The sequence below is a fragment of the Bacillus paralicheniformis genome (genome assembly GCF_001042485.2).
Classification (GTDB): domain Bacteria; phylum Bacillota; class Bacilli; order Bacillales; family Bacillaceae; genus Bacillus; species Bacillus paralicheniformis.
In genome coordinates this window covers 16,193-29,891 of the sequence record NZ_LBMN02000015.1, presented here as the reverse complement: position 1 = coordinate 29,891, position 13,699 = coordinate 16,193, and the positions used below count along the sequence as shown (strand labels likewise).

The following is a 13,699-nucleotide window of genomic DNA, read 5'->3' as shown; positions in this document are numbered from 1 at the left end:
ACATCCTAAAAGCTGAAATTATCAGACATGAAATGTGCATTCAGGTCTACTTTTTGGTTTGTTTCGTGATACATCGCCCTGGCGTATGCATTAATGACAGCTGCAGCCGGGTCGATTCTTTGCGGAGATTTTGCTTTATCCAGCATGATATTCTCCTGAGGATCAATTTTCATGATCGCGTTATTGATTGCCCAATTTAAAACCGGGTCATCCCCGTGAACAACTTTGCCGTCATATACTTTTTGACGAAAGTCTTTTGTCGGCAAAGATAGATGATTGATTCTTTGCGGAATCTCCACCATGGTATGGCCTTTAGATTCAAGCCGTTGAGCCAAATGCAAGGCATTCCATTTGTCATATGCGGTTTCCTGTGGCCGGAACCGATGCTTGTAAATAAACTCAATGATCCATTTTTCAACTATTTGATAATCAACAGCGTCGCCAGGCGTATACGTAATGTAGCCCATCTCTTTCCACAGGTCATAAGGCACTTTATCCGTCGCCATTTTTTCTTTTGCGCGCCCTTCAGGCATGAAGGAATGTTGTCCGACATAATAGATTCCATCAAAAACACCAACCCAGCCGACTGATGTTAAGTCGGTAGTCATGGACAAATCCAGCCCAAGATATACGGCCATGTTTTCCAGATCAGGAATTTCACCGCTGCACACGCGCCATTTTGACATTTTCATATAGCCGTTATCCTTTTGATCAACCCATCGGTTCATATTCTTGGTAAGGAAGCTTCGCATTTTTTCTGGAACTTCGAGTGCAACCTTTAAGGCAGAGCGTAGTGACTCCATACCTTCTGGATACGTTGCAACAATAGGGTTGGCTTTGATCCAATTTGATTCGTCTTTTATGTCGTCATCTGGATCAAGTTCGCAGATCATAACAAAATAGTCATCGTTTTCTGTGTCGGCATCAGGATCGAGAATCTTGCTTGTATATTGGTATTCCTTAAAACATGGCCGCTCCATGTTAAACCCGGCTGTCGTGATGATTGCCATTAACGGGCTGCGCCGGGCCACCATACCACTGTCAAGCACATCATAAATCTCGCTGGTTTCATGTGCATGGTATTCATCCACAATTCCCAATGACGGGTTTTTACCGTCACCGAGCTTCCGCGCCTCCCGGGAAAGAGGCTGAATTATTGAGTTCGTTTTATACTTTTTTACCCGGCCGTTTGCGGAGGAATATTTTCCTTCGAGGATCGGAGCATGCTGCAGCTGTTCAAGAATCGCCTGGTACACTTCGTCTGACTGCTCCCGGGACCATCCAGCAATAAACACCCGATGTTTTTCGGTTGTCGGGAACACTTCATAAGAAGCCATGAGGGCGAGAAATTGCGATTTCGCATTCTTACGAGCCAACTGGATATAAACTTTTCGAAACCGGCGGGCACCGTTTTCCTTTTTAAAAAAGCCGTATACATTGGCCGCAATAAAAAGCTGAAAGTCCGTCAGCTCAATCGGCTCCCCCGCAAGTATCCCCTCAACATGTCTGAACTGCCGCGCCCATTCGTAAAAATCTAACACTGCTTCAGCGTCATAGTAAAAGGGGCAATTCGGGTCCGCTAACGCATCAACATCTTTAAAAAATCGCTGCACAGCCCATTTATGCTTTTGACAAGCCTTTATCTCACCGGAAAGTATTTTCTCGCAATAGGCCCATACACGCTCTATCAGAATTTCAGCGGTGACCTCTTGCATTACATCCGGCCCCCGAACCGCTCTTCCTCTTTTGATTTCGGCTTATCGTCATCCTTTTTAGGAATAACGAGCTTGCAGCGCGAGGAAATGGTTAAGCCCAAATCACTGGAAGCCTGCCGGCATTGTTTGAATAGTTTATCTTGATTGATAAGCAAGTCCGAATACGCTTCATTGACTACCGTTTTTTCTTTTTCCCCCACGATATTTCCCTGTTCGTCCACATCTCTGACGACTATTGTTTTCATTGGCCCCTGCTCAAGCAGCTGGTCCGTTACCTGAAGGTAAAGCTTTCGCGAATATAAAAAACGGGCGAGCGCATCAACATCTAAATTCGTCATAATTCCGATGTTTTTCAGCTCGTCCGCTATTTTTTTGAACTCCCTTTTTAAGTCTTTCGGTAAATAAGAAGGCGCCTTTACTTTGTCGCTTGGCGCCTTGATCTCCTGCTTTCTTCGTTCCTCAATCTCCTGTTTTGTCAGGTTTTTCTTACCTTTCACAAGCAATAAGTCAACCGGTTGCCTTGGTCTTGCCATTCCCTCACCTCCTTCCGAAATTTCATTTAGGGAATTTTTCAAAATGTGGAGGGGAGCGCGGTCTCCGGCGAATTCTTTCCAGAGATTTAAGGGCGGGGGGTCTCCATTTCCTCCCGCAGCTGCAGCATGGCCGTTTCTAATTCCTCTCGAGCTTGCGTGTATTTCTGCTTGTATACATCAATTCCCTTTTGAGCTTGTGCTTTAAGACGTAGTACAGTCAGCTTCTTTACCTTCTGTTGCATGCGCCTGATCGTCTCGTTTGTATAGTAGGACGTGTATTCAGTCTGACACCGCGGACACTTGATGTAATGCTGCCGCACCCCGTTGTCATGCTTCCTAACCTTCGAACATCCTTTGATATGAAGCTTGGTTCCACAGTGATCACATACGCAGGTTTGATGTTTTGTTGCCAAAGCCGCCATCCTCCTTCGCGGTCTTCCTGCTGTGGCAGGGCGCACACAGCGGCTGCCAGTTGGAAGAATCCCAAAATAGTTTTTTATCTCCTTTATGCGGAACGATATGGTCAACGACTGTCGCGGGAACCCGTCTGCCTTCCTTCATGCAGAAAAGACAGAAAGGATGCTTTGACAGGTACCCCTGTCTTGCCTTCCGCCATTTGCTGTCATATCCCCGGCGGGAAGCAGACTCACGGTATTGATCATAGGCCGACTTTGTTCGCTTGTGCTGTTCGCAGTAGCCTTCCCGGGTGAGAGTAGGGCAGCCTGGCTCATTGCAGGGTTTTAAAGGTTTATTCATCGCCTCGCACCTGCCATGAATCGCGTTAAGGTTAGCGCTGGACCCAGACGTATTAATCTAGGTTTACAGAACGGACGGCCAGCCAGTTGTATAAGTCCAAGCTCATAGTCGCGTTCTCTTCGTTGCTCTCGTAGGTATCTATAGCGCTGCTTACGTTCCCTATTCATACGCTCTCTCACCGACCGCCAGTTCCTTCGTCTCAACTGCTAGTGCCTTATCAGGATCGTTACCATGCTTGATACGAATATAGGTAGAACCAACCTTATCGGCTCCCCCTGTGCGCCACTCAAAATCTATCGCAATACGCTTGGTGATCCTTTCGCCTTTATAGAAAACGTGCGGGATCGAATCAATATCCTCAAGCTCAATTTGCAGCAAAGGAGTTGCTTTTTTCGATGGTGCTTCTGTACTGTATCCACCAAATACCGAATATCTGTTATCATCATTAATAACTGCCTGGTCATCCACACGAACAAATCCAGTTAGCAAAATACCAAGCTTATAGAGACGTTTAATCGCATCCCTCGGCACCCCTTCATCAAAAACGACGTTATATAGCCCGTCGACTTCTAATCCATCCACATATCCGATAATATTCACATCGGGATATTTACGATGAAAAATCTTTACAATCGCCTTATTTACAAGGACTGGATAACCATTTTCTCTCGCAAATTCCATAAGCGCAGTTGTTTTACCAAGCCGCCTTTGTCCCTGTCTTACAAAAATAAACTCATTCTTTTCAGCAGCCTTTTCCAACAACTCTAAGATACTGGCATGCGCTAAATTCAATTCAAACATGCTTCTACCTCTTCTCTCAATACTTTCTATAACGACTTCCATATGCAAGCCTCCTACATAAAAAACGCCCTCCCATTTGGGAAAGCGCCTGGTATATTCTTTCTAAACCGAGCCCACACTCAGAGGCTCTCATTGGCCGCCAATCGTTTATTCTGAGATTTACTGGACCCGGTTTACAGAGAATATAAAAAACGACCTCCAATATTGGAAGTCGCTTTCTTCAAATATGACCTAATACCATATTAACCGATCTAAAACAAAACGGGGTGCCAACGTTGTGCCATAATTGTGCCAAAATCATTCCTTATTTTTTAAATAAAAAAAGACGCCTTGAAAGACGTCTTACTGAGAATTCAAAAAAGCTTCTAGTTTCTGAGTGATTCTTTGTTCATCGCTCTTCACCAGATGTCCTTTATAATTATCGATTTGATCCTCAGCTAAGAAAATCAATTTTGAGCATCTTGCTGTTGACGGTTTTGTTAAACCGCATTGTCCCCAATATTGAATAGCTATATCGTATTTATCATATGGTCGAGGACTGTGTTTTGTAACTTTTATAACGAGGTATTCATCTTCTACTTTATCAACTATTATGCAGGGCCTATCCGGCATCAAGTCATTGGGGTCTTCCTCTTTTGGGAGAGTAGCATACCAGACTTCGCCTGGACTTGGTGTCCGATTTCTCAATCTAGTTCAATACTAAAGTTTTTGTTTCAGAACAATCATTTCTGAAACTGTTGGTGTGCTCATCATCTTCTCTCCAAGCGTCGCCCTTTTCGATAACTGTAAGACCATCCTCGTTACGTTTAGTGTTTCTTTTTGCGATTTCAATTAATTTAGAACGGTGAGTGGCTGCTAGTTGCTTTAACATTTTTCCCAGCTCCTTTTTCATACGTATCCCTCCTTCTCGTAGGGTAAAACGTATGCTCTTTGCTTCTTAATTATAACCATCTGATAGTTGGCTTTTCAATGAATTCTTACTGAAAAGAGCAAATTTCATCGTTTACCCTATTTGTCAAATTGTTTTCTTTCCCCCTTTTTATGCAATTTACCCACATTATCCACGAATTAACCATATCTTATATTGTGTCCAATTCACATAATCGCTGAACCCTTTGTCCTGCATAGTTTTAAGCCATTTTGTCAAAATGAGTTGGACACTTTCTCGTTATGGTTAGTTCGTTAAAATAGGCAGAAAAAGACTCATCCGTTTTGAAGACAGATGAGCTTATAAGCTGAATGAGTCCATCGTTTGGTCCATTGTGTCTTGAGTGATCCCTATATATCGAAGCGTAACGTCCGGGCTGGAATGGTTGAATATCTCTTGCAGCAGAGCCACGTCTTTGAATTTTTTATAGTGCCAATAACCGAACGTTTTTCTCATGGTGTGGGTGCCGATCCCATCAAGTCCGACGTATTCCGCCGCCTCTTTCAATATGTTGTATGCCGTGCTTCTGCTGATTGGTTTGTTAAGCCCTTCTCGGCTCTTAAACAAAAATTCCTGGTTATCCTTGTCTTTAATGTAATCAGCCAGGGCCTTTTTTAGGGCCTTATTTATTTTGATTCGTTTCTGCTTGCCGGTTTTCTTCTCGCGTAAATCGATGTACATTCGTTTGGCGTCGCGGACTCTTAAACGAAGTAAATCGGATATACGCAAGCCTGAGTTTATGCCGGTAACGAAAAGCAGATAGTTTCTTTCACTCCGTTCTCTCAGGAATTTCTTTATATAATAAATCTGGTCCATATCCCGGATAGGCTGCACAAAATTCATTAAGAAGCACTTCCCTTCACATACACTTCTTCTTTCAATGCAAAAGCCAGATTGTAAAAAGCGCGCGATTTTATCCGAAAGTAAGTGCGCGGGCTTAACCCGATTTCGTTGTAAACCTCATAATCAAAACGGTGATCTTGTGACATATACCTCATGATGATGATCTGTCGTTCATTGGCCGGCAATCGATTCACAGCCTTTTGAATTTTTAAAAGAAAGGCATGTCGTTCCTGTTCCATTTCAATTCTTTTGATGGCCGTATCCTCGGTAGATGAATGAAACGCGTTGGTATTTGACGGTGGAACGATGTTAAAACCCGCTGTTATCTTCGGCAGCAGATCATCTGGCACTTGCAGGAGAACCACCCTGTAATTATCCAATATGGCTTCAACCTTCTTTTTGGTTGCTTCTCTATCGATTTCGGGTAATTGAAATAACATTGATTAATTCCTCCTTTTATTTGCGCTTATAAGCGCCGCCTTTGCCTCGTTTAAGAATCTGCTTGTTTTGCCCCATAATCTCTCTCCAAAAGCGCTCAGAGCGTTCCTGCACTTTTTCAGGGCGTTTTCTTTTGGTAGGTTTCATGTCTATTGCTCCTTTCGCTAGACCGCAGCCGGTACAAATAAAAAACGGACACCAAACAAACAGCGTAAAAGCTGTAAGTTCAGTGTCCGCAGGTATTCCATCTAGGACATATTCAGTTATTTTTCTTCGCGACTGCTATGATCATGCCAGACTCCCATCAAGTATTAGCCAACCATTTTTCCTTTTATCAAAGTCATTTACAAACTCTGAAACACTCATTTCAGGATCAGTCTTTGAAACAGACTCTACGACACATCCAAGCGCATATTCTCGACTAACCTCTTTTATGCTTTCTTTCAATGTTCCGTCATCATCGGCAGCCGTTTTGACATACACCTCAGCCAATTTCTTATCGTCCTCTACCGCAATCAACGCGTAATATGGTTCTTGGATTTCAAAGTATTTCATGGTTTATTCCCCTTTCTTTATTTCCGTCCGCCGACGGTTTTCATCAAGTTGTCTTGCAGCCAGAACATGAGGTATAATCTGCCGTTAGCCCCGTATTTCCGATCGAAAATATCGATAGCTTGCTGCAAAACAGCCTTGTAATCCTGTTTCATAGCGTTTCTCCCTTCCTGGCGCCGACCAATCATATTTTTTCGGTTGCAAAATAAAACACACTATAAAAATCAACTTTAAAAGGCTTTTTGCAACTTTCGCATTTCATTTCAAACTCTCCGGCCTCATCGCCAACCTCTAAATAATCGTGAATGTTTAATACTTTCCCTTTGCAGTGAGGGCATTCTATTACATCTGCTATATGATCGCTCATTTCGCTTCTCCTTCCCGGCTCCGGCCGTGTAATGATAAGAGGGGAGCAGCCCTCCTCTTTAGCTAAAAATCGATCAATAATCCTCGTCTTCACTTGGATAGTAGACACTAATATCATTTTCATCTAAAAGGACTTTGGCGCCGGTAGTATAAATCTTGAACAAAAGCTCGTCTACACCGTGCAAGCCGCCCATGATAACTTTATTGTCAAATTCCTTATCATCAATTCGACAGCTATTAAGTCGCCCCTCATTGTCGATCGAAAGTTTATACTGACATTCATATTTCTCTTTATATTCTTCTTTATCAAAGTAAACAAATGACAAAACTGAAGCTTTTTCAACATGTAATGAAATTTGTCTGTCATAGTATTCATCTGAATCCCACTCCATGGCTTTATCTTTCATTCTTTCGATAATTTCAGACAGTTTATATTCTGTCTTGGTATCTGAAAGCAGGTAGTCTAGTTGCTTTTTAATTTTTTCAGTCCCTTGCACATGAATAGCCTCGTCCATTTTTTCTTTGACTACATTCAGGATCATATGATTGTATGCCTCAAGTTTCAGCTCATCCAAATTAACCTTTAGTTCCTGCTGAATATGCTCTTTGAGATTTTTACCAAAGTTGCTCCAAGATGAAAAAATATCGTCAATGATGCTCTCCATTGTCTGCTTCATTTTCTTTTCGACTGTGGCTTGGACAAAGCCCTCTTCCTCAATGTTTTTCAAGCTTTCATTTACCATTTGATTTAAATTCATTGTTATTTCCTCCTAATTTTTTAATTAGCTTTCAATCTAGTAAATTTGGTCATATCATCATTTACACATAGTTCAGGGAGATTCGCTCTGACAAGATGCTCTGCAAACGGCGGAGGAACAGCATTCCCGCACCGCTCGACCTGTTTCGCTTTTGAATACTTCACCCCGTTTATGTCTCTATCAATCACGTAATCACTCGGGAATCCTTGGGCCGCAAACAATTCATGAGGCTGAAGCATTCGCATGCCTATGTCTGTGATTTGATAGTTTTCACCTTTTATTGTGACTAATCCAAAACGATCCTTCGTTGTGACTGTATGAAGGGGATTATCCAAAGATTGCCCGATATCCGATCCGTAATATTTTGTTAGGAAGGCCCTAACTTCACCTACATGTAGCCCGCCCGCCGTAATCGTTGGCATAGGATTTGTAACAGGCTGACCGTCTTTGCAAGTGCCGCGAAGTTTAATCAGGTGGCTTGTAGCAATGGCGAATTTATTTCCGCCCGCCGTGATAGTTCCAAGAGGCTTTTTTAAATCCAGCACCCGCCGGCCTTCAGGATCGCCGTAACCCATTTGAATAAGTGAATTACCGCGATCTCCCACCACGAAAGGCTTTTTGCTTTCTATGACAAATCGCTGAATACCGCGGGCGATTCGCCTCAACGTATTTTCTGATAATGGCTTTTTTCTATCAAATATGGATGGCGTTTCGAGTGACCAGTCCATAATCTCGGAGGCAGTCCGCCAAGGCCTGAGTTTTCCGGATTTCACCGCTGTGCTTTTTGGATCGCCGTGTGTCGGCTCAGGCCATATGATCGGCCGGCCATCCCGCCGCGCGATTAAGAACAGCCTTTTTCGTATTGTCGGGGCGCCGTAATCACACGCCTTCAATTCTCTCCATTCCACTTTGTATCCGTGTTTGTTTAACGCCCTGACAAAAGACCGGAACGTATATCCCTTTTTGTCTGGGTCCGGTCTCCCGTCCTTAGTAAGAGGCCCCCACGTCTGAAACTCTTCGACGTTTTCAAGAATGATTACCCGCGGGCTTACCGTGGCTGCCCACCTGACCGCTACCCATGCAAGCCCCCGTATGCTCTTCTCGACGGGTTTGCCGCCCTTGGCCTTTGAAAAATGCTTGCAGTCCGGGGAGAACCAGGCTAAACCAATCGGCCGACCTTTGGCTACTTCCCTTGGGTCAACTTCCCAAACAGACTCACAATAATGTTCAGTATCCGGGTGATTTACCTGATGCATGGCAATGGCCGCCGGATCATGGTTAATCGCAATATCCACGGATAGCCCAGTAGCCAGTTCAATTCCGGTACTGGCACCGCCGCCTCCCGCGAAATTATCAACTATGATTTCTCTAAATAAACTAAGCTGCTTCACCGGTCATCCCCCTATCATCTGCGGAAGGATCACGATTGCCACGAACAGGCTGGCAACCCCAAGTGCAGGCAGCAGAAAAGATTGTTTCTGTACATAAGCAACGTTGCCCTTAATCGCCAGCCCTTCAGTGCGCTCAATGATCGATTTCACGTAATCCGGGTGAAGTTCGTACTTCTCGGCCAGCTCATCAATGGTCATCATGCTATTTCGCTGTGCCTTGATTGTATGAAGTAATGAAGACTGCAAAAGTGTCATCCCTTCTCACCCCCCGTCTGTTCCCAATGGATGACAACATCGTTTGAATAAATCCGTAAGAAATCCCCTGAATCAAAGCGGACCTCAAAACCGCCATCGTTATGTAAAAAGGCATTCCGATTATCTACGATGTTTGTGACAGTCGCCATCTTTGTGAAGCCTGGCGGCTTATATTTTTGACCAAGCATATAAGTTTCAGAATTAAAGGTGATTGACTTCGCTTTAAACATTCCGTTCCTCCCCCGCAGGGGAAAGCCCCTGCAAATTAATTAAATTTGTGTGATGATTCAAGATTAATTCGGGAAAAAGCACCTTTAAACGTTTCGATGATCGTTCTGCCGTGTTCCGGGGCCTCTGCTTCATATGCCGTTCCGTTCAATCCATCTAAAACGATGACAGTGACCTTCCCGTCTTCAATTTTCCTTGATAATTCTTGATTGACGTCGATCTTTTTAGGACTGTTCACCAGCCGCACCCCCGTGTTAAAATAAAAGTGTTCAGGTTTTATTTCCGGGGCTTTTTATGCTCTGGTTTTTTTATGCAAACACATCATCTGTTTGCCTGAGCATAGCCAGATTATAAAGCTTTTCGATTTCCTCATCGCTCTTCTGTTTAAGCGACTCCTTCCCGTACCTTTCGATCAAATTGATCCATTCGATTTTTTCCATACGCTCCTGTTCTGTCATGCATATTTCACCTCTTTAAAAGATTTTTCAAAGCGGCATTTTTATAACGCTTTGGACAATGTTCAAACCTGATAATGACTAAAAGCTGCTGTAAGGATGCTTTTTCAAACGATAATTTTGAACCGTCTTTTATCTTGTTCTGATGCTTCCTCACCTAAAAGCCCCCCATTTCGCGGCTGAATTATTCCCTTGTTCCCCTGATCAATGACGAGGAATAATAATTCTTCTATTTCTCTTTTAAAGGATTTTGCTATTTTGATAATGGACTGACCCCGATCCCACAAATCTCTAAACCTATAAAGCTCCTGATCATACCAAATAAAATTATTTTCAAGGAACGGGATATAAACAGGACTTTCACAGAATAGCTGTCTTACTCCGTTCTTTTTCGTTTTCATCATTTGCGGACTAATCCATATTCTCGGATTCGCGCTTATACCGTAAGGCCTATGAGGGAGAATCCTTCTTTTTGCAAGGTCCACAATCAGAATCAAAAGCTCGTCCGGTTTTCTTCTCAGAAGATCGGCAGCGTCATATAACGATTTGCCGTCATACCAGTAATCTATCAATTTACAAAGCTGGACATATGACCATTCATAATTCAAGTTATCCAGAGCAATTTCTAAACGATCAGCGCGGGCAGTCTTTTTCACGCCCAACACTCCCGCACGGTACCGGTATGACGGTGAACAACTACTAATCTTTGTTCATGCTGCAGATTCTTTGATACCAGCCAATTCTCAGGGTTTAAACCGTTCTTTTTGATGATTTGCTTCTGCGCGCGTGTAGGTCGCTTACCATGTTTCATGCGTTCTCCCTCCGTACATTTGACCAATAAGCCAGCCAATTTTCTAGTTTTTGTTCAATTTCCTTTAATCCTTGCTTGAGTTCCTCCGGTGTTTTATCGGTTGCCACATGCCCCCACACGCCCGGCATGATCGTTTTCAAGTTAGTATCCTTCACTTATTTTCATCTCCTAAAAGGTTAAAGCAGGAGCTTTCCGCCCCTTTTTCTCTTTTTGTTTTTCTAAAAACTGAATCGTTTCAAGATGTGCTGTCAGACGGCTAACAGTTTTCTTGTCATAGAGTTTGGTTAAAGCCACACCTGAAAGATTGGTCGTGATGATCGTTACTTTTCCTTGACGGCCAGTAGAAACCCCATACCATACACGATGAATAAAATCATTTGCGGCTCTGTTTTCGTTGTCCGTGTCCCCTACTTCGGCGCCCAGGTCATCGATTACGAGATAATCAACCCTTGTCAGCAGCTCGATTGCAAAAGCCTCTGTCAACTTTTCGGAGTCATCTTTAAATGAGTTTTTAATTCGCCTCATGAGGGCATCACTGTTAACAAAGAGGGCTGACTTCGCGTACTCTTCGGAATCATTTTTGTTCAGTTCTTTAAGGGCGGCCATTGCAAGATGACTTTTTCCGGCGTTAGACTCTCCTGTCAAAAAGATGTTCATCACAGCGCCTGCCTTGATTCGGCTGACAAGCTCCATCATCCTGCGTTTATTCTGCTCGTCCTCTTGGTTGTAGCTGCGGAACGTTTCGAATGTTGCTTTTTTAAGAGTAGGGTCGGCAATTAGGGAGTAAGTCGATAAAATCTGCCGTTCCACCTGGCGGCGCCATATCTCGGCTTCACGCTCGATTTCCTTATTTCGCTGTTCTCTTTCACACATAGGACATTTTATTGAGCCGTCTCGCAGTTTCATCAGTTGAACCGGGTAAGGCTTCTCTTCTCCTCCAATGAGCCTTGTATGCTTGCGGCAATAGACAGGCTTTCCATTCTCATCAGTATGGAATGTCATCCTCCGTGATAACTCGGCCTTGACTCTTGCCGCCCGATCTTTGGTGAAGGTTTCTGTCATGAGGTCTACCTCCTTTTGGCTTTTGGTTAAGATAATTTTCAAATTTAGTGCCAAACAGCGTTTCAGGCCTTAGATACTTGTCCAGATCAGTGCCGCGCCATTCTTCGCATTTGACTAGAATGACATGTTTGAAATCATCAAATCTAAAACCTTCATTCCATCGCGCCTTTATTAAGGTTTTGGTTTTTGGTGTAGTAGGTCGGTACTTTGTTCCAGCGACTTTGTTTAAAAGGTCGATGATCAGTTTGTAAGGAATTTCATCTTTTTCAGAAGATGCCTCGTCGGGCTTGCCCGACAATATATTATTTTCTTTATCTATATCTTTATCTAATTCTTTATCTATATCTGCACCGTCACGTGACGTCACGCTAACGTCACTCTTTTTTTGGGGAGAAGAAAGCTGCAATTGCTTTTTTCTTTCTCTGTATCTCTTGTTTCGTTCGGCGTTGAGTTTTCGAACCCGGTCCATGCCTTCGACATTTTGATGCTTTTCCCAATTTGAAATATTAATGAAATTATGTTCATCTATCTCAATCATGCCGAACTGTTGAAACGTCTGTAATGCCATTCTTACGATCGGTAACGGACGATTGAAAATTGTTGCCAGCATCTCGTCTGTATACGGGATATTTTTGCTTAGGTAGATGTATCCTGACGCATTGGTTTTCCCAGCCTGGGCCAGCAGCTTGACCCATATAATTAGAATGGTGTCGGCTTCCGGCATCTGTTCAATCAGTTTGATTTTTTCGTCTTCAAACATTTGCGTACTCAGCTTGATCCACTTGACCTCAGCCATTTACTTTCAGTCCTTCCGACTTGGTCAAAGGCCAAACTGATCTTTTCCCGTTCACGATCACAGAGCCGAGAGCATTGTTTTTACATTCATCTTTAATGATCGCGCCTCCCTGCTGTTTTAGCTTGCCCAAAGCCTGATTGTGCGTTTGGACAGATTCACTGATGACGGCATGAATTTGATTATGTAGCCATACATAGCTGACTAAAAACATGCTTGCTCCTCCTTTTTTGGTATAATGTCCCTATCAAATAATAGAAGGTGAAAGAATATGAAACTAAATCATGATTGTGTCCACTAAGAAGATTTTCAAATTCAATTTAGATGACTGGTGAACTTTCAGTGTGATTGAGCTTGTTTGAGTTATTAGCTAAAAGCAATCCAAATATTCTCTTTTGCCATTAAATTTATCTTTAAAATCCGCTAAAGTTTTATTTCCTGAAACCAAATCGTCAAAAGCACATTTCGCTTCTTCGTGTGTTTCAAAATTGAATGAAAATCTATAACCTTCTCCTTCTTTAGGTGCAAAACTACCTTTATGGGTTGATTTTGAAATTGGATAACTGGCAATTGTCGCACCATATGGCATGAATTCATATGATTCATTCCATTCTTCCATGCGAATTTCAGTACCGTCTGGCATAACTCCATCTTTCAATATTTGCATTATTACTCCACTCCTTATATATTTTTCACCTTGAAGTTTCAAGAAACTACTTAACCATTAAATTGTAATTAATTTAATCTATCACCCTGATGTTTCAATACCCATTTAGATACATTCGGATACTTAAAGAGTTGCCTTCCGCTGCCAGGAAAAGTTCTGAAGGTTCGAAACCAAAATTTTCAATAAAATCAGATGTTAACTCTTTAATGTACTCATCAATATCTTTTAGTCGTGTGTCTTTTATGATCAGTTTTATACAAACTTGATTTTCAACCTCTGTTGCCGCAGGGGTCGATTTATTTTCGTTTTGGATGCTCATTTGTTTCTCTCCTCTTTGGTATAATGTC

General features: G+C 42.8%; 27 protein-coding genes. All 27 read right to left on the bottom strand.

Annotation, left to right across the window (positions count from 1 at the left end):
• Positions 1-5: 5 nt before the first annotated feature.
• The 27 genes from ACH97_RS12035 to ACH97_RS11930 all read right to left on the bottom strand — a co-directional run bounded on the left by ACH97_RS12035 (position 6) and on the right by ACH97_RS11930 (position 13,671).
• The gene (locus tag ACH97_RS12035; protein WP_009330378.1) at positions 6-1,715 is read right to left on the bottom strand and encodes a terminase large subunit; all 1,710 of its coding nucleotides are present in this window, start codon (positions 1,713-1,715) and stop codon (positions 6-8) included.
• Positions 1,715-2,248: a phage terminase small subunit P27 family gene (locus ACH97_RS12030; protein ID WP_009330377.1), complete on the bottom strand. Its 534-nt coding sequence runs from the start codon at positions 2,246-2,248 to the stop codon at positions 1,715-1,717. Before ACH97_RS12030 ends, ACH97_RS12035 begins: the two co-directional genes overlap by 1 nt.
• 86 nt (positions 2,249-2,334) lie before the next feature.
• The gene (locus tag ACH97_RS12025; RefSeq protein ID WP_241494253.1) at positions 2,335-2,670 is read right to left on the bottom strand and encodes a transglycosylase; all 336 of its coding nucleotides are present in this window, start codon (positions 2,668-2,670) and stop codon (positions 2,335-2,337) included.
• Positions 2,630-3,004 (bottom strand): HNH endonuclease signature motif containing protein, encoded by a 375-nt coding sequence (locus tag ACH97_RS12020; protein WP_048350375.1) that lies wholly within the window; start codon positions 3,002-3,004, stop codon positions 2,630-2,632. The genes ACH97_RS12025 and ACH97_RS12020 overlap by 41 nt, the downstream gene beginning before the upstream one ends.
• A 159-nt stretch (positions 3,005-3,163) precedes the next feature.
• The gene (locus tag ACH97_RS12015; RefSeq protein ID WP_241494252.1) at positions 3,164-3,847 is read right to left on the bottom strand and encodes an ATP-binding protein; all 684 of its coding nucleotides are present in this window, start codon (positions 3,845-3,847) and stop codon (positions 3,164-3,166) included.
• 300 nt (positions 3,848-4,147) lie between these two features.
• The gene (locus ACH97_RS24480) at positions 4,148-4,492 is read right to left on the bottom strand and encodes a type II toxin-antitoxin system PemK/MazF family toxin (RefSeq protein ID WP_120155437.1); all 345 of its coding nucleotides are present in this window, start codon (positions 4,490-4,492) and stop codon (positions 4,148-4,150) included.
• Between the two features lies 1 nt (position 4,493).
• Positions 4,494-4,697, bottom strand: a complete 204-nt coding sequence (locus ACH97_RS12005) for a hypothetical protein (protein ID WP_017474601.1) — start codon at positions 4,695-4,697, stop codon at positions 4,494-4,496.
• Between the two features lie 336 nt (positions 4,698-5,033).
• Positions 5,034-5,576 (bottom strand): site-specific integrase, encoded by a 543-nt coding sequence (locus ACH97_RS12000; protein ID WP_048350374.1) that lies wholly within the window; start codon positions 5,574-5,576, stop codon positions 5,034-5,036.
• The gene (locus ACH97_RS11995; RefSeq protein WP_043054102.1) at positions 5,576-6,016 is read right to left on the bottom strand and encodes an ArpU family phage packaging/lysis transcriptional regulator; all 441 of its coding nucleotides are present in this window, start codon (positions 6,014-6,016) and stop codon (positions 5,576-5,578) included. Before ACH97_RS11995 ends, ACH97_RS12000 begins: the two co-directional genes overlap by 1 nt.
• Positions 6,017-6,032: 16 nt before the next feature.
• Positions 6,033-6,161 (bottom strand): hypothetical protein, encoded by a 129-nt coding sequence (locus ACH97_RS24235; protein WP_256700697.1) that lies wholly within the window; start codon positions 6,159-6,161, stop codon positions 6,033-6,035.
• 141 nt (positions 6,162-6,302) lie between these two features.
• The gene (locus ACH97_RS11990) at positions 6,303-6,569 is read right to left on the bottom strand and encodes a hypothetical protein (protein WP_048350373.1); all 267 of its coding nucleotides are present in this window, start codon (positions 6,567-6,569) and stop codon (positions 6,303-6,305) included.
• Between the two features lie 17 nt (positions 6,570-6,586).
• Entirely contained in the window at positions 6,587-6,721 is a 135-nt protein-coding gene (locus ACH97_RS24230; RefSeq protein ID WP_256700698.1) for a hypothetical protein, read from the bottom strand.
• 29 nt (positions 6,722-6,750) lie between these two features.
• A complete protein-coding gene (locus tag ACH97_RS11985) occupies positions 6,751-6,933 on the bottom strand; it encodes a hypothetical protein (protein ID WP_048350372.1) in 183 nt (60 codons plus the stop codon).
• A gap of 73 nt (positions 6,934-7,006) precedes the next feature.
• Positions 7,007-7,690 (bottom strand): hypothetical protein, encoded by a 684-nt coding sequence (locus ACH97_RS11980; RefSeq protein ID WP_048350371.1) that lies wholly within the window; start codon positions 7,688-7,690, stop codon positions 7,007-7,009.
• 20 nt (positions 7,691-7,710) lie between these two features.
• Positions 7,711-9,081 carry a DNA cytosine methyltransferase gene (locus ACH97_RS11975; protein WP_048350370.1) on the bottom strand — a complete coding sequence of 457 codons (1,371 nt, stop codon included), beginning with the start codon at positions 9,079-9,081 and terminating at the stop codon, positions 7,711-7,713.
• Between the two features lie 3 nt (positions 9,082-9,084).
• Positions 9,085-9,336, bottom strand: coding sequence for a hypothetical protein (locus ACH97_RS11970; protein ID WP_048350369.1), 252 nt, complete (start codon positions 9,334-9,336; stop codon positions 9,085-9,087).
• Entirely contained in the window at positions 9,333-9,566 is a 234-nt protein-coding gene (locus ACH97_RS11965; protein ID WP_017474645.1) for a hypothetical protein, read from the bottom strand. The genes ACH97_RS11970 and ACH97_RS11965 overlap by 4 nt, the downstream gene beginning before the upstream one ends.
• 35 nt (positions 9,567-9,601) lie before the next feature.
• Entirely contained in the window at positions 9,602-9,802 is a 201-nt protein-coding gene (locus ACH97_RS11960; RefSeq protein ID WP_017474644.1) for an XtrA/YqaO family protein, read from the bottom strand.
• A gap of 70 nt (positions 9,803-9,872) precedes the next feature.
• Positions 9,873-10,022, bottom strand: a complete 150-nt coding sequence (locus ACH97_RS23450; RefSeq protein WP_017474694.1) for a BH0509 family protein — start codon at positions 10,020-10,022, stop codon at positions 9,873-9,875.
• A gap of 104 nt (positions 10,023-10,126) precedes the next feature.
• Entirely contained in the window at positions 10,127-10,675 is a 549-nt protein-coding gene (locus ACH97_RS11955; RefSeq protein ID WP_017474695.1) for a hypothetical protein, read from the bottom strand.
• The gene (locus ACH97_RS24475) at positions 10,672-10,830 is read right to left on the bottom strand and encodes a DUF6906 family protein (protein WP_017474696.1); all 159 of its coding nucleotides are present in this window, start codon (positions 10,828-10,830) and stop codon (positions 10,672-10,674) included. Before ACH97_RS24475 ends, ACH97_RS11955 begins: the two co-directional genes overlap by 4 nt.
• Positions 10,827-10,985: a hypothetical protein gene (locus ACH97_RS23790; RefSeq protein WP_017474697.1), complete on the bottom strand. Its 159-nt coding sequence runs from the start codon at positions 10,983-10,985 to the stop codon at positions 10,827-10,829. Before ACH97_RS23790 ends, ACH97_RS24475 begins: the two co-directional genes overlap by 4 nt.
• A 13-nt stretch (positions 10,986-10,998) precedes the next feature.
• Positions 10,999-11,832: an ATP-binding protein gene (locus ACH97_RS11950; protein ID WP_048350368.1), complete on the bottom strand. Its 834-nt coding sequence runs from the start codon at positions 11,830-11,832 to the stop codon at positions 10,999-11,001.
• Complete coding sequence (locus tag ACH97_RS11945; RefSeq protein ID WP_048350367.1) at positions 11,816-12,688, bottom strand: phage replisome organizer N-terminal domain-containing protein; 873 nt, start codon at positions 12,686-12,688, stop codon at positions 11,816-11,818. The genes ACH97_RS11950 and ACH97_RS11945 overlap by 17 nt, the downstream gene beginning before the upstream one ends.
• Positions 12,681-12,899 (bottom strand): hypothetical protein, encoded by a 219-nt coding sequence (locus ACH97_RS11940; protein ID WP_017475008.1) that lies wholly within the window; start codon positions 12,897-12,899, stop codon positions 12,681-12,683. Before ACH97_RS11940 ends, ACH97_RS11945 begins: the two co-directional genes overlap by 8 nt.
• Before the next feature lie 156 nt (positions 12,900-13,055).
• Positions 13,056-13,352 (bottom strand): hypothetical protein, encoded by a 297-nt coding sequence (locus ACH97_RS11935; RefSeq protein ID WP_048350366.1) that lies wholly within the window; start codon positions 13,350-13,352, stop codon positions 13,056-13,058.
• Between the two features lie 94 nt (positions 13,353-13,446).
• Positions 13,447-13,671: a hypothetical protein gene (locus ACH97_RS11930; RefSeq protein ID WP_048350365.1), complete on the bottom strand. Its 225-nt coding sequence runs from the start codon at positions 13,669-13,671 to the stop codon at positions 13,447-13,449.
• Positions 13,672-13,699 lie beyond the last annotated feature (28 nt).

What these genes read in the sequence shown, in the direction of transcription:
- ACH97_RS12035 (WP_009330378.1), bottom strand. Translation starts at nt 1,715, where the DNA reads ATGCAAGAGGTCACCGCTGAAATTCTGATAGAGCGTGTATGGGCCTAT.
- ACH97_RS12030 (WP_009330377.1), bottom strand. Translation starts at nt 2,248, where the DNA reads ATGGCAAGACCAAGGCAACCGGTTGACTTATTGCTTGTGAAAGGTAAG.
- ACH97_RS12025 (WP_241494253.1), bottom strand. Translation starts at nt 2,670, where the DNA reads ATGGCGGCTTTGGCAACAAAACATCAAACCTGCGTATGTGATCACTGT.
- ACH97_RS12020 (WP_048350375.1), bottom strand. Translation starts at nt 3,004, where the DNA reads ATGAATAAACCTTTAAAACCCTGCAATGAGCCAGGCTGCCCTACTCTC.
- ACH97_RS12015 (WP_241494252.1), bottom strand. Translation starts at nt 3,847, where the DNA reads ATGGAAGTCGTTATAGAAAGTATTGAGAGAAGAGGTAGAAGCATGTTT.
- ACH97_RS12005 (WP_017474601.1), bottom strand. Translation starts at nt 4,697, where the DNA reads ATGAAAAAGGAGCTGGGAAAAATGTTAAAGCAACTAGCAGCCACTCAC.
- ACH97_RS12000 (WP_048350374.1), bottom strand. Translation starts at nt 5,576, where the DNA reads ATGAATTTTGTGCAGCCTATCCGGGATATGGACCAGATTTATTATATA.
- ACH97_RS11995 (WP_043054102.1), bottom strand. Translation starts at nt 6,016, where the DNA reads ATGTTATTTCAATTACCCGAAATCGATAGAGAAGCAACCAAAAAGAAG.
- ACH97_RS24235 (WP_256700697.1), bottom strand. Translation starts at nt 6,161, where the DNA reads ATGAAACCTACCAAAAGAAAACGCCCTGAAAAAGTGCAGGAACGCTCT.
- ACH97_RS11990 (WP_048350373.1), bottom strand. Translation starts at nt 6,569, where the DNA reads ATGAAATACTTTGAAATCCAAGAACCATATTACGCGTTGATTGCGGTA.
- ACH97_RS24230 (WP_256700698.1), bottom strand. Translation starts at nt 6,721, where the DNA reads ATGAAACAGGATTACAAGGCTGTTTTGCAGCAAGCTATCGATATTTTC.
- ACH97_RS11985 (WP_048350372.1), bottom strand. Translation starts at nt 6,933, where the DNA reads ATGAGCGATCATATAGCAGATGTAATAGAATGCCCTCACTGCAAAGGG.
- ACH97_RS11980 (WP_048350371.1), bottom strand. Translation starts at nt 7,690, where the DNA reads ATGAATTTAAATCAAATGGTAAATGAAAGCTTGAAAAACATTGAGGAA.
- ACH97_RS11970 (WP_048350369.1), bottom strand. Translation starts at nt 9,336, where the DNA reads ATGACACTTTTGCAGTCTTCATTACTTCATACAATCAAGGCACAGCGA.
- ACH97_RS11965 (WP_017474645.1), bottom strand. Translation starts at nt 9,566, where the DNA reads ATGTTTAAAGCGAAGTCAATCACCTTTAATTCTGAAACTTATATGCTT.
- ACH97_RS23450 (WP_017474694.1), bottom strand. Translation starts at nt 10,022, where the DNA reads ATGACAGAACAGGAGCGTATGGAAAAAATCGAATGGATCAATTTGATC.
- ACH97_RS24475 (WP_017474696.1), bottom strand. Translation starts at nt 10,830, where the DNA reads ATGAAACATGGTAAGCGACCTACACGCGCGCAGAAGCAAATCATCAAA.
- ACH97_RS11950 (WP_048350368.1), bottom strand. Translation starts at nt 11,832, where the DNA reads ATGACATTCCATACTGATGAGAATGGAAAGCCTGTCTATTGCCGCAAG.
- ACH97_RS11945 (WP_048350367.1), bottom strand. Translation starts at nt 12,688, where the DNA reads ATGGCTGAGGTCAAGTGGATCAAGCTGAGTACGCAAATGTTTGAAGAC.
- ACH97_RS11940 (WP_017475008.1), bottom strand. Translation starts at nt 12,899, where the DNA reads ATGTTTTTAGTCAGCTATGTATGGCTACATAATCAAATTCATGCCGTC.
- ACH97_RS11935 (WP_048350366.1), bottom strand. Translation starts at nt 13,352, where the DNA reads ATGCAAATATTGAAAGATGGAGTTATGCCAGACGGTACTGAAATTCGC.
- ACH97_RS11930 (WP_048350365.1), bottom strand. Translation starts at nt 13,671, where the DNA reads ATGAGCATCCAAAACGAAAATAAATCGACCCCTGCGGCAACAGAGGTT.